Raw genomic sequence first — 11,618 nt, 5'->3', positions numbered from 1 at the left:
CCACCCTATGAGGCGGCCGCGACCGTGTGGACCGCCATCGCCCTGTCGGTAGGCTGGGCACATGTCCACCCAGGTCGATCTCGGCATGCCCACCAGCGCGGGCCAGGTTCTGCTGGCCGACCCGCGCGGATACTGCGCCGGCGTCGACCGCGCGGTCATCACCGTGGAGAAGGCGCTTGACCTGTACGGTGCGCCGGTCTACGTGCGCAAGCAGATCGTGCACAACAAGCACGTCGTCAACAACCTCGCCGATCGCGGCGCGATCTTCGTCGAGGAGCTCGACGAGGTGCCGCCGGGCTCCACGGTCGTGTTCAGCGCCCACGGCGTCTCGCCGGCGGTGCACGCGCAGGCCGAGGAGCGTGGGCTCAAGACGATCGACGCCACGTGCCCGCTGGTGACCAAGGTCCACCACGAGGCGCGTCGCTTCGCGCAGGAGAACTACCGCATCCTGCTGATCGGCCACGCCGGTCACGAGGAGGTCGAGGGCACCGCGGGCGAGGCTCCCGAGCACATCACGCTCGTCGAGCACCCCGACGACGTCGAGCACCTCGAGTTCCCCGAGGGCACGCGCCTGTCGTGGCTCAGCCAGACCACCCTGAGCGTCGACGAGACGATGGAGACCGTCCGCCGCCTGCGCGCGAAGTTCCCCCAGCTGGAGGACCCGCCGAGCGACGACATCTGCTACGCCACGCAGAACCGGCAGGTCGCCGTCAAGGAGATCGCCAAGGACGCCGACCTCGTGATCGTGGTGGGCTCGGCGAACTCGTCGAACTCCGTGCGCCTCGTCGAGGTCGCGCTCGAGGCCGGCGCGAAGGCGTCCTACCGGATCGACGACATCAGCGAGATCGACGAGTCCTGGCTCGACGGCGTCAGCACGGTCGGCGTCACGTCGGGCGCCTCGGTGCCGGACGACCTCGTGCAGGACGTCCTGGCCTATCTCGCCGAGCGCGGCATCGGCGACGCCAAGGCGATCCGCACGGCCGAGGAGTCGCTCATGTTCGCGCTCCCGCCCGAGCTGCGCCGCGACCTCAAGGCCGCGGGCGCCCCCACCAAGACCCGCTGATCCCGGCTCGATCACTGGCCGGCGCGGCTACCGCCGGAACGGCCTGACCACCAGTCCCGTGCCGCCACCGCGGCGCACCGGCTCGGCCGCGGCGATCATCCGCCCGCGACGGTCGACCTCGATCGTGGCGGCGGCGCCGATCTCGGCGGCCGACGTGAACTGGTCGCCGGACGGCACGAGCACCTGCCCGAAGGGCCGCAGCGCGTCCTCGTAGCGGGCGATGAACTCCGGCTCGGCGGGCGTCGTGGCGGCGTTGCGCTGGGAGGCGCGCGGCGCGGCCACCGCCTGAGGCAGCGTCATGCCCAGGTCGATCCGGTTGATCAGGATCTGCAGGACCGTGGTGATGATCGTGGCGCCACCGGGCGAGCCCACGACGAAGCGGACCTTGCCGTTCCTCGTGACGATCGTCGGCGACATCGACGAGCGCGGCCGCTTGCCCGGCTCGATCCGGTTCGGGTCGGTGGCGCTGTACGTCGTGGAGAAGTCCGTCAGCTCGTTGTTGAGCAGGAAGCCGCGCCCCGGCACCGTGATGCCCGAGCCGCCCGTCTGCTCGATCGTGAGCGTGTACGCCACCGCGTTGCCCCACCTGTCCGCGACGGACAGGTGGGTGGTGGAGATGTTCTCGGTGTCGCGCTCCTCCTGGTGCCGGGCGGTGGCACATGCCGTGCCGTCGAGCGCGCCCGGCGCGACGGGACGCTGCGAGGCCTGCTGCGGATCGATCGTGCAGTCGCGCGAGTCGGCGAACCGCTGGCTCAGCAGCGTGCGGGTGGGCACGTCGACGAACGCCGGGTCCCCGATGTAGGCGTTGCGGTCGGCGAAGGCGCGGGCCGAGGCCTCGAGGAACAGGTGCAGGCTCTGCGCCGTGCGCGCGCCCGCGCCGAGGCGGTGGTTCTCGAGGATGTTGAGCGCCTCGCCGACGGTGATGCCGCCCGACGAGGACGGCGCCATGCCGTACACGTCGTAGCCGCGGTACGAGACCTTCGTCGGCTTCTGCAGGCGTACCGAATAGCCGGCGAGGTCGCGCGTGGTCATCGACCCGGGCGGCACCGGCAGCGTCGTGTCGGGGGACTTCGGGGGTGCCTGGACCGTCCGGGCGATCTCGGCGGCCAGCGGCCCGGTGTAGAACGCCCGCGGCCCACGCCGCGCGATGAGCGCATAGGTCCGGGCGAGGTCCGGGTTGCGGAATCGGGTGCCGACCTGCGGGGCGTCGCCACCGGGCAGGAAGAGCCGCGCGGTCTCGGGGAACGCGGCGAACCGCGTGGCGTTGTCGAGCGTCTGGCTGCGGAACGTCTGGTCCACGGTGAAGCCGCGGGCGGCCAGGGCCGTGGCGGGCGCGAGGTTCCGCGCGAGGGAGCGCTTGCCGAACAGCCGCGTGGCCTTGTCCCACGTGGCCACCGTGCCGGGCACGCCGACCGAGACGCCCGAGGAGACGAGATGGGCGAACGGGCGGGGCTGTCCGGTGGCGGGGTCGTAGAACGTCTGCGGCGTGACGCCGGCGGGCGCGGTCTCGCGCCCGTCGATCGTGGTGACCTTGCCGGTGCGACCGTCGCGGAAGACGAAGTAGCCGCCGCCTCCGACGCCCGCGCTGTACGGCTCGGTGACGCCCAAGGCGGCGGCCGTGGCGACGGCGGCATCCGCCGCGTTGCCGCCGGACCTGAGCACCTGGAGCCCGACGCGGCTGGCGTTCGCGTCGACCGAGCTCACCGCGCCGCCGGTGCCGTAGGCCGTGGGGCCGGCGGCGGTGGGACGGTGGTGGCCGCCTCCGCGCGCCTCGGCGGGAGACTGCAGGGCCACCATCGTGGCGGCCAGGGACAGGGCCGACACGGCGGCCAACGAACGGCGGACGAGCATGATTCCCCCCGGAAGTCGTCGTCCTGCCACGGTAGGACGGGGGTCCGACACTGGCAACCGTCCCGCTCGCGCGGCGCTCGGGTCAGCGGCGAGCGGTGACGATGCGCCCGACGATCATGACCATGGCGAGCCCGTGCCCGATGAACAGCGTGACGCCGTGGTCGATGAAGCTGGACAGCGTGCGGCCGAGGACGCCGGTGTCGGCCGGCAGGCCGGCGATGACGATCGCGTCGGGGGCTGTCGCGGCGACGACGAGCAGTGTGACGGCGAGCAGCACGGGCGGCAGGATCCCGGTGGTGAACAGGCCGCGCTCCTGCACGGCGGCGGCGGCCGAGAGCACGACGAGGACGAAGCCGACCGAGAACGCGATCCCGAGGCGGCCGTCGATCAGGTCGAGGGCGGTGACGGCCGCGAGGCTGGCCGCGGCGCACACCACGACGGCGCGCGGCGTCAGGTCGTACCTGGCGGCCACGGCCGGAGTCCTGGCCAGGGCCATGACGGCGCCGGCTGCCGGCGAGCTCATGGTCATGAACTTAGTTCATCCAGCAGCTCGGGAGCCGTCATGAGACGGGGTGTCGCCTCGATCACACGCGGGTGGAACGGCGGCGTGTCGTCGACCTTGAGCTCGTGCAGGCGCCGGGCGCTGACGAGCAGGCGCGACTCGACCGACGCGACGGCCTCGTTGTACGAGCGGACCGCCCGGTCGAGGGACGAGCCGAGCCGGTCCACGTGGCCGGCGACGGTGCCGAGCCGCTCGTAGAGCTCGTTGGCCACCCGGTGGATCTCGCGGGCGTTCTCGGCGAGGGACTCCTGTGTCCACGCCAGGGCCACCGTGCGCAGCAACGCGACGAGCGTGGTGGGGGAGGCGAGCACGACCTGGCGCTCGGCCGCGTGCTCGAGCAGGGACGGATCGGCCTCGAGCGCGGCGGACAGGAACGCCTCGCCGGGGACGAAGAGGACGACGAACTGGGGCGCCGACTCGAACTGGCGCCAGTACGACTTGGCGGCGAGCTGGTCGACGTGCGACCGCAGCTGGCGCGCGTGGCGGGCCAGGTGGGCGTCGCGCGGCTCGGGGTCGTCGGTGGCGGTGGCGTCGAGGAAGGCGTCGAGCGGCACCTTGGAGTCCACGACGACGTGCCGGTCGCCCACGAGCCGCACGACCATGTCGGGGCGAAGCCGCCCTCCGTCGGTCGCGACCTGCAGGTCGAAGTCGCAGTGCTCGAGCATCCCGGCGAGCTCGGCGGTGCGGCGCAGGTGCATCTCGCCCCAGCGCCCGCGCACCTCGGGACGGCGCAGGGCCGTGGCCAAGGACGCCGTCTCGCGGCGCAGGGCCTCGCCCGTGACGCGGACGGACTCGACCTGCTCGCGCAGCTGCGCGTGCCACTCGATGCGGCTGGACTCGAGCTCGCGCAGGCGTGAGTCGAAGCGGTCGAGGCTCTCGCGCACGGGCTGCACCGCGCGCGACGTCGCGGACGCGGCGGCGTCGATCTCGTGCACCGAGACCTGGCGGCGGCGCGAGCCGAGCAGGAAGCCGAGGACGCCGGCGAGCGCGGCGACCAGGAGCAGGGCGATCAGGCTGGGGAAGGTGGCCATGCGGCCATGGTGGCGACGGGGTCCGACAGTTCCCGAGGTGGTGGACAGCGGACCTGCCGCCCGTCAGCATCGGGGGAGCGGCCGACGACGAGGAGACCCCCATGGCGAAGCTGGCGCTGACGCTCATCACGACACTCGAGCCGCGAGGTCCGGCCGCCGCCGTCGTGCTCACCGACGACCAGGTCGAGTCGTTCGGCGCCGGGAGGTCGTTCCCCGTGCGGGTCACGATCGGTCAGGTCACCGAGCCGGCGCGCCTGAGCCGGATGGGCGGGGAGAACCTCGTCGGGTTGAGCAAGGCCAAGCGCGAGGCGCTCGGGGTCGAGATCGGCCAGCAGGTCGAGGTCCGGATCGAGCTGGACGCCGCCCCGCGCGAGATCGAGGTCCCCGAGGAGCTCGCCCGGGCGCTACACGAGTCCGGCCTGCGCGAGGCGTTCGACGCGCTGGCCTACTCGCACCGCAAGGAGCACGCCCGCTCCGTCGCCGAGGCGAAGCAGGAGGCCACGCGCGAGCGCCGCGTGCAGAAGGTGCTCGACGCCCTGCGCGGGGCCTGACGCCTCAATCCTGCGTGAGGTCCGCGACCTCGTAGCTCCAGACCTCGCTGTGCGTCGAGACGGGCTTGGGCGCCTCGCCGCCGGCGCGCTCGGACTCCGAGCGGTGGCCGTGGCCGAAGGCGGGGGAGCTGATCCAGGCCTGGAACGACTCCTCGTCGCGCCAGCGCGTGACGACGAGCCACTGCTCACGATCATCGGTGGGCTTGAGCAGCTCGAAGCCCTCGAAGCCGTCCTGGCCGTCGACCGCGCCGGCGCGACGGGCGAACCGGTGCGCGAGCTCGTCGCCGGCGGACTTGGGCACGGTGATGGCGTTGATCTTGATGACGGAACCCATGGTGCTTCCTCTCGTCGTGCTGTGGTGACGACGCTAGACGAGACCGTCACGCAGGCGGTGCGGCGGCTCGCGCCACGGCCACTGCTCGAGGTTGCCGGCGTGGTGGCGGCGCAGGCCTCAGCCGAAGGCCACCACGGCGTCGCCGTCGACGCGGGCGAGGACCTCGCCGTCGATGCGGCGGGCCTGCTCGGCGGACAGCAGGGTGACGAAGCGGCCTCCGGGGGCGAGCCAGTCGGGCAGTCCCGCGAGGACGGTGCGCAGGTGGTCGAGGCCGTCGCTGCCGCCGTCGACTGCGCCGAGCGGCTCGTGGGCGCGGAAGTCGGCGTGGATGTGGCGGACCTCGTGGGTGGGCACGTGGGGCAGGTAGCCGACGGCGAGGTCGACGCGGCCGCGCAGGTCGGACGGCAGCCCGTCCCACCAGGACCCGTGGTGGGCGGCGAACCCGTAGCGGCGGCCGTTGAGCCGGGCGACGACGACGGACGTCGGGTCGATGTCGACCGCGTGCACGCGCGCGCTCGGCAGTCGCGTGGTCATGGAGGCGGCGAGCGCCCCGCATCCGCAGCCGAGGTCGACCACGACGCGCGCGGTGGGGTGCTGCGCCGCTGCGGTGTGCGCGAGGGTCTCGGCGCGCCGGCGGGGCACGAAGACGCCGTCGGCGACGGCCAGGATCGCGCCGGCGAACTCGGCCGCGCCGACGGCGTGCTCGAGCGGCAGGCCGGAGGCGCGGGAGGTCACGGCCCGCTCGATGTCGTGCGGGTCGTCCAGGTGACGCCGGATGAATGCCGCCTCGTCCTCGGCGAAGACGCATCCGGCAGCACGCAGGCGGGCGACGATCGGGTCGCTGTCCACGACCCGATCATCGCCCGCCGTCGTCACGCTGTCACCCGTCAGGGCAGCAGTCGCAGCGAACTGCAGTTCGACCTCACCGCCTTGCCCTGCAGGCGATCGACGAGCCAGTCGTGGGACTGGCCCAGGCGCGTGATGGCCGGGGTGAGGTGGTTGAGCGCCGTGCCGCCCGTGGGGAGCAGCTGGACGACGGGCGTGTAGGTCACGTTCACGCCCTGCGCGCACCAGTCGGCGGCGAGCTGCTTGGCCTGGCGGTGGTCGACGATGTCGTCGAGCGTGCCGGTCAGCACCTGGACCGGGACGGCCGGCTTGAGCTTGCCGATGCGCTGGGCGTCGACGGCGGCCTTGATCTCCGGGTCCGCGTTGGTGATGTCGTAGAGCGACTTGCCGTTCACGGTCCACTGCTTCGTCTTCTGGAAGCCGAACGAGAACAGCGTGCTGCCGATGCACTGCGTCTTGACCTTCTCCAGCGCCTCCTTGCCCTCGGGCTTGGCGAGCTCGTCGAGCTTCGACCGCAGCTGCGGGTGGTAGGGCGTGATGCCGTTGATGGCGTAGGCGATGACGCCGGTGAGGTCGGTGCCGTCGGCGGACTTGAGGACCTCGACGAGGTTGGCCGGGGGAGCGCCGGCGTAGGCGCCCTTGAGGTTGAGCTCGGGGGCGTAGGTGGGCGCGAGCTCGGCCGCGGACCCGGCCGCGCCGCCGCCCTGCGAGTAGCCGTACAGGCCGACGGGCGACGACTCCGAGATCGACGTGTCGGGCAGCTTCAGTGCGGCGCGCGCGGCGTCGAGCAGGGCGTGGCCCATGTCCTGGCGGTTGGTGTACGTGTGGACGCGGTCGGTGGTGCCCAGGCCGATGTAGTCGGTCAGGACGACGGCGATGCCGCGGTTGAGGAAGTCGTGGATGCTCGGGATCTCGTAGCCGATGCCGATCTCGTCGCCCTCGACGTTGAGGAACGTCTCGAGCGACTTCGACGGGGCGCACGCGTCGCCCTGGCCCTGCGTGCCGGCCGCGATGGCGACGAGCGGGCGCGGGCCGGTTCCGGTCCACCGCTTGGTCGGCTCGATGTACGCGCCGCTGACGGCGGCGGGCTCGCCGGCCTCGTCGGTGGACGTGTAGAGGATGCGGGTGGCCTTGCCGGGGAGGTAGAGGCCCTTGAGGGTCAGCGCGAGCTTCATCGGCTCGGTGCGCACGAGGGTGCCCTGGCCGGCGGGGAGGTCGGCCGGCGGGTCGTAGAACGTGGCGGCGCTGGCCTGCGGAGCGGCGGTGAGCGCGATGGTCAGCGCGCCCGCCGCGGCGGTGGTGACGAGTCTGGTGATGCGGTGCACGGAGTCTCCCGAAAGGCGAGAAATGTGAGCTGTGTCACGCGAGTGTATCACGGAGTTACACCTGCGGTACACGGGCAGAAATGACCGCTGAGACAGGCCCAGTAGGCTGGTTCCTCGTGGCCCTCACCATCGGAATCGTCGGTCTTCCCAACGCCGGCAAGTCGACCCTGTTCAACGCCCTGACCAAGAACGACGTCCTCGCGGCGAACTACCCGTTCGCGACGATCGAGCCGAACGTCGGCGTGGTCGGCGTGCCCGACTCGCGCCTGGAGAAGCTGGCCGAGATCTTCGGCTCCGAGCGCATCCTGCCCGCCACGGTCGAGTTCGTCGACATCGCCGGCATCGTGCGCGGCGCCTCCGAGGGCGAGGGCATGGGCAACAAGTTCCTGTCCCACATCCGCGACTCCGACGCCATCTGCCAGGTCACGCGCGTGTTCCGCGACGAGGACGTCACGCACGTCGACGGCGAGGTCAACCCCGGCAGCGACATCGAGACGATCTCGATCGAGCTCGTGCTGGCCGACCTGCAGACCGTCGACAAGGCGATCCCGCGCCTGGAGAAGGAGTCGCGCAAGGACAAGTCGCTCGTCGCGCAGTTCGAGGAGGCCAAGAAGGCCAAGGAGGCGCTCGAGGCCGGCACGGGCGTCCTCAACGCGGGCCTCGACCTCGCCCTGCTGCGCGACCTGCACCTGCTGACCGCCAAGCGCTTCCTGTACGTCTTCAACTGCGACGCCGACGAGCTCAACGACGAGGATCTCAAGGCGAAGATGCGCGAGCTGGTCGCGCCCGCCGAGGCCGTCTTCCTCGACGCCAAGAGCGAGGCCGAGCTGGTCGAGCTGGGCGACGACGAGGAGGCCGAGCAGATGCGCGCTGAGATGCTCGCCGACCTCGGCATCGAAGAGCCCGGGCTCGACCAGCTGGCCCGCGTCGGCTTCGACACCCTCGGCCTGCAGACGTACCTGACCGCCGGGCCGAAGGAGGCCCGTGCCTGGACGATCAAGAAGGGCGCGACCGCCCCCGAGGCCGCCGGCGTCATCCACACGGACTTCCAGAAGGGCTTCATCAAGGCCGAGATCGTCTCGTACGACGACCTCGTGGCCGCGGGCTCGATGGCCGACGCGAAGGCCGCGGGCAAGGTCCGCATGGAGGGCAAGGACTACGTCATGGCCGACGGCGACGTCGTGGAGTTCCGCTTCAACGTCTGAGCCTGACCTCGCGATGGCGGGCAGCGTGCCGTGGCCCAGGGCTCGGACGCTGTCGCTCGTGCGCTTCCGGGGTTACGGTGCAAGGGACCACCCGCCGGGCCCATCCGGACCGAGGCGCACCGTGAGCGGGGGCGGCGGCGGCCGCATGACGTGGACGCGGCGACCTCGCCCGACAGGCAGGGCGACGACATGTGCACGAGCATCAGGTTCTCCGACGGAAGCGGCCACCTCTACCTGGCGCGCAACCTCGACTGGACGAGTGGGTACGGCGAGCGGGTGGTCGTGACGCCCACGGGGTACGACCCCCCTTCCCCCTTCGGCGCGGTGCCCGGCATCCGGCACGCCGTCATCGGCATGGGGATCGTGGAGGAGGACACGCCGCTGTACTTCGACTGCGGCAACGATGCGGGTCTCGCCGTCGCTGGCCTCAACTTCCCGGGCTACGCGCACTACGCGCCGGAGCCCGTCGACGGCAGGACGAACGTCGCCGCGTTCGAGTTCCCGCTGTGGGTCGCCTCGCAGTTCGCCAGCGTCGACGAGGTCAAGGCGGCGCTCGGCGACGTCGCCATCGTCGACCGGCCCATCAGCGACAAGTACCCGAGCTCGCTGCTGCACTGGATCGTCGGCGACGCGACGCGCGCCATCGTGGTGGAGGCCACCGACCGGGGCGTGCAGGTCTTCGACGACGACGTCGACGTGCTGGCCAACCAGCCGGGCTTCGCGTGGCACCACGAGAACCTGCGCAACTACCTCAACGTGGGTCCGGAGTTCCCCGATGACACCGTCGTCGGGCGTGCGCACCTGGCCCCTTTTGGATCCGGCTCGCACATGCGAGGAATCCCCGGGGACTACTACTCGCCGTCGCGGTTCGTGCGTGCCGCCTACGTCAACGCGCACTACCCGCAGAAGACGACCGAGGAGGAGAACGTCAGCCGCGCCTTCCACACGCTGCAGCAGGTCGCCATGGTGGACGGCTGCGCGGCCATGGGGTCCGGCGAGTTCGAGAAGACGATCTACACGGGCCTGTTCTCGGCGCGGACGGGGACGTACTACTGGAACACCTACGACGACCCGGCGATCCAGGGCGTCGCGATGGCCGATCACGCGCCCGACGGGAGCAAGCTCACCGTCGTGTGAGCGGGCCGGGAGACCGTCCCCGCTTTCACGCCAGCAGCGAGGGATCCAGGGCGTGCTCGGGGACCTCGAAGTGGTCGACGTGGACGTCCTTCTCGACGAGCAGGTCGTCGTCGCCGGGGTAGAAGACGGCCACCTCGGGGTGCTCGCCGGCGAACCGCCGCACGTCCTCCATCGAGTCCCACAGCGACAGCGTGACCACCTCGACGAGGTCGTCGAACGCCCGCGTCAGCACGAACACGCCGCGGTTCCCGGGCGTCGAGCGATAGTCGCGCACGCCCGTCGCGCTCTGGTGGGCGAGGTACGCGTCCGCGTCGGTGGCCCGGACCGCGCCTCGCCAGCGGCGCATGATCATGCTGTCCATTCCAGCGCCATCGATGCGATCCTGCACGGTATGGAGTCCCGTCACGTCAGCTGCGTCATCGCGGCCTCGCCGCAGTCCGTGTACGAGTTCATCGCCGATCCGGCGAACCTGCCGCAATGGGCCGCCGGCCTCGCCCGGTCGGAGGTCGAGGTCCGCGGGGACGAGCTCGTCGCGCAGTCCCCGATGGGGGAGGTGACGGTGCGGTTCGTGCCGCGCAACGACCTCGGCGTCCTGGACCACGACGTCACGCTTCCATCCGGTGCGACGGTGAACAACCCGATGCGCGTCCTTGCCCATCCCGAGGGCGCCGAGGTGCTGTTCACGGTCCGCAGCCTGGACATGACGCCCGAGGAGTTCGAGGCCGACTGCGCCGCCATCGAGGCGGACCTCCGGACCCTGCAGACGCTGCTCGAGTAGGGGCCGGGAGCGCGGCGCCGGCCGTCGCTCGGGAGGCGGGGGAGGCCGGACCGGGTTAGCCTCGATGTTTGTTCGAACGAGACTGCGGGGGCGCTCCGGCGTGCCCGCCAGACGGAGACGGAACGATGATCGGCTTCCCCACCACCCTGTCCTCCCGGCGACGCCGGACCGCGCTTGCGGCCACGCTCGCCACGGCCGCCCTGGCCCTCACGGCGTGCGGGGGTGACGACGCGAGCTCCGACGGGCCCGACCTGGTCAAGGACGGCCGACTGATCGCCGCCATGAGTGGCGAGTTCCGCCCCCTGAGCTACTTTGAGGGCGACAAGCTCACCGGCTTCGACCACGACATCGCCGTCGCCATCGCCGAGGAGATGGGCCTGGAGCCCCAGCCCGAGTCCGGCGCCTTCGACACCCTCATCCAGGGCGTCAAGAGCAAGCGCTACGACGTGCTGATCGCGTCGATGTCGCCGACCGACGAGCGCAAGAAGGCCGTCGACTTCAGCGATCCGTACTACTCGTCCGGCGCCGCGCTGTTCGTGAAGAAGGACAGCGACTGCCAGGACCCCGAGCAGCTGAAGGACGCGTCCGTCGGCGTCGCCACCGGCACGACGTACGGCGACTTCCTCAAGGACAAGGACTGGGTCGGCGACGTCCGCAACTTCACCGCCGACGTCACCGCGCTCGAGGACGTCGAGAAGGGCCGCCTCGACGGCGCCGTGACCGACCTGCTCGTCGGGCTCTACCAGATCGACCAGGCCGATCGGGACCTGCGCGTCTGCGGCGACCCGCTCTACACCGAGGAGCCGGCCTTCGCCGTCGACAAGGGCAACACCGAGCTGCTCGACCAGCTGAACGAGGCGCTCGCGGCCATCAAGTCCGACGGGACCTACGCCGAGATCAGCAAGAAGTGGTTCGGCCAGGACATCTCCTGATCC

The 11,618-nt window shown here is 71.5% G+C and carries 13 protein-coding genes; 6 read left to right on the top strand and 7 right to left on the bottom strand.

The annotated features are described in order from the left end of the window. The first annotated feature begins 61 nt into the window (after positions 1–61). The gene (locus tag AB3M81_RS12895; RefSeq protein WP_412904315.1) at positions 62–1,063 is read left to right on the top strand and encodes a 4-hydroxy-3-methylbut-2-enyl diphosphate reductase; all 1,002 of its coding nucleotides are present in this window, start codon (positions 62–64) and stop codon (positions 1,061–1,063) included. Between the two features lie 27 nt (positions 1,064–1,090). Here the strand turns inward: AB3M81_RS12895 and ggt are convergent, their stop codons facing one another. The 3 genes from ggt to AB3M81_RS12880 form a co-directional block, all read right to left on the bottom strand. Further along, positions 1,091–2,914 (bottom strand): gamma-glutamyltransferase, encoded by a 1,824-nt coding sequence (ggt, locus tag AB3M81_RS12890; RefSeq protein ID WP_412904314.1) that lies wholly within the window; start codon positions 2,912–2,914, stop codon positions 1,091–1,093. 82 nt (positions 2,915–2,996) lie between these two features. Continuing rightward, positions 2,997–3,437 carry a DUF6542 domain-containing protein gene (locus tag AB3M81_RS12885; RefSeq protein WP_412904313.1) on the bottom strand — a complete coding sequence of 147 codons (441 nt, stop codon included), beginning with the start codon at positions 3,435–3,437 and terminating at the stop codon, positions 2,997–2,999. 2 nt (positions 3,438–3,439) lie between these two features. Beyond that, a complete protein-coding gene (locus tag AB3M81_RS12880) occupies positions 3,440–4,507 on the bottom strand; it encodes a DNA recombination protein RmuC (protein WP_412904312.1) in 1,068 nt (355 codons plus the stop codon). A 101-nt stretch (positions 4,508–4,608) separates the two neighbouring features. Here AB3M81_RS12880 and AB3M81_RS12875 point away from each other — a divergent pair, with 101 nt between their 5' ends. After that, positions 4,609–5,058 (top strand): YdeI/OmpD-associated family protein, encoded by a 450-nt coding sequence (locus tag AB3M81_RS12875; protein ID WP_412904311.1) that lies wholly within the window; start codon positions 4,609–4,611, stop codon positions 5,056–5,058. 4 nt (positions 5,059–5,062) lie between these two features. On the opposite strand, the gene AB3M81_RS12870 is transcribed toward AB3M81_RS12875, so the two are convergent. The 3 genes from AB3M81_RS12870 to AB3M81_RS12860 form a co-directional block, all read right to left on the bottom strand. After that, positions 5,063–5,392, bottom strand: a complete 330-nt coding sequence (locus AB3M81_RS12870) for an antibiotic biosynthesis monooxygenase family protein (protein ID WP_412904310.1) — start codon at positions 5,390–5,392, stop codon at positions 5,063–5,065. Positions 5,393–5,509: 117 nt separating this feature from the next. Beyond that, on the bottom strand, positions 5,510–6,241 hold the full coding sequence (locus tag AB3M81_RS12865; RefSeq protein ID WP_412904309.1) for a methyltransferase: 732 nt from the start codon (positions 6,239–6,241) through the stop codon (positions 5,510–5,512). Between the two features lie 38 nt (positions 6,242–6,279). After that, complete coding sequence (locus AB3M81_RS12860; protein WP_412904308.1) at positions 6,280–7,563, bottom strand: lipase family protein; 1,284 nt, start codon at positions 7,561–7,563, stop codon at positions 6,280–6,282. A gap of 116 nt (positions 7,564–7,679) precedes the next feature. Here AB3M81_RS12860 and ychF point away from each other — a divergent pair, with 116 nt between their 5' ends. Continuing rightward, positions 7,680–8,768: a redox-regulated ATPase YchF gene (gene ychF / locus AB3M81_RS12855; RefSeq protein ID WP_412904427.1), complete on the top strand. Its 1,089-nt coding sequence runs from the start codon at positions 7,680–7,682 to the stop codon at positions 8,766–8,768. A gap of 189 nt (positions 8,769–8,957) precedes the next feature. Then, on the top strand, positions 8,958–9,905 hold the full coding sequence (gene bsh / locus AB3M81_RS12850) for a choloylglycine hydrolase (protein ID WP_412904307.1): 948 nt from the start codon (positions 8,958–8,960) through the stop codon (positions 9,903–9,905). A 25-nt stretch (positions 9,906–9,930) separates the two neighbouring features. Here the strand turns inward: bsh and AB3M81_RS12845 are convergent, their stop codons facing one another. Then, positions 9,931–10,266, bottom strand: a complete 336-nt coding sequence (locus AB3M81_RS12845; RefSeq protein ID WP_412904306.1) for a hypothetical protein — start codon at positions 10,264–10,266, stop codon at positions 9,931–9,933. A gap of 30 nt (positions 10,267–10,296) precedes the next feature. Here AB3M81_RS12845 and AB3M81_RS12840 point away from each other — a divergent pair, with 30 nt between their 5' ends. Further along, on the top strand, positions 10,297–10,683 hold the full coding sequence (locus AB3M81_RS12840; protein WP_412904305.1) for an SRPBCC family protein: 387 nt from the start codon (positions 10,297–10,299) through the stop codon (positions 10,681–10,683). Between the two features lie 125 nt (positions 10,684–10,808). Beyond that, positions 10,809–11,615, top strand: a complete 807-nt coding sequence (locus AB3M81_RS12835) for a transporter substrate-binding domain-containing protein (RefSeq protein WP_412904304.1) — start codon at positions 10,809–10,811, stop codon at positions 11,613–11,615. Positions 11,616–11,618: the final 3 nt, after the last annotated feature.

Source organism: Aeromicrobium jepli, from assembly GCF_047246605.1.
GTDB lineage: Bacteria > Actinomycetota > Actinomycetes > Propionibacteriales > Nocardioidaceae > Aeromicrobium.
Note: the sequence above shows the minus strand (reverse complement) of the source record. Positions and strands in the feature narration are given on the sequence as shown.

Excerpts from the sequence above, each read along its gene's own strand:
- AB3M81_RS12880 (WP_412904312.1), bottom strand. The coding sequence starts at position 4,507 with ATGGCCACCTTCCCCAGCCTGATCGCCCTGCTCCTGGTCGCCGCGCTC.
- AB3M81_RS12870 (WP_412904310.1), bottom strand. The coding sequence starts at position 5,392 with ATGGGTTCCGTCATCAAGATCAACGCCATCACCGTGCCCAAGTCCGCC.
- AB3M81_RS12885 (WP_412904313.1), bottom strand. The coding sequence starts at position 3,437 with ATGAGCTCGCCGGCAGCCGGCGCCGTCATGGCCCTGGCCAGGACTCCG.
- AB3M81_RS12840 (WP_412904305.1), top strand. The coding sequence starts at position 10,297 with ATGGAGTCCCGTCACGTCAGCTGCGTCATCGCGGCCTCGCCGCAGTCC.
- AB3M81_RS12835 (WP_412904304.1), top strand. The coding sequence starts at position 10,809 with ATGATCGGCTTCCCCACCACCCTGTCCTCCCGGCGACGCCGGACCGCG.
- AB3M81_RS12875 (WP_412904311.1), top strand. The coding sequence starts at position 4,609 with ATGGCGAAGCTGGCGCTGACGCTCATCACGACACTCGAGCCGCGAGGT.
- AB3M81_RS12845 (WP_412904306.1), bottom strand. The coding sequence starts at position 10,266 with ATGGACAGCATGATCATGCGCCGCTGGCGAGGCGCGGTCCGGGCCACC.
- ggt (WP_412904314.1), bottom strand. The coding sequence starts at position 2,914 with ATGCTCGTCCGCCGTTCGTTGGCCGCCGTGTCGGCCCTGTCCCTGGCC.
- bsh (WP_412904307.1), top strand. The coding sequence starts at position 8,958 with ATGTGCACGAGCATCAGGTTCTCCGACGGAAGCGGCCACCTCTACCTG.
- AB3M81_RS12895 (WP_412904315.1), top strand. The coding sequence starts at position 62 with ATGTCCACCCAGGTCGATCTCGGCATGCCCACCAGCGCGGGCCAGGTT.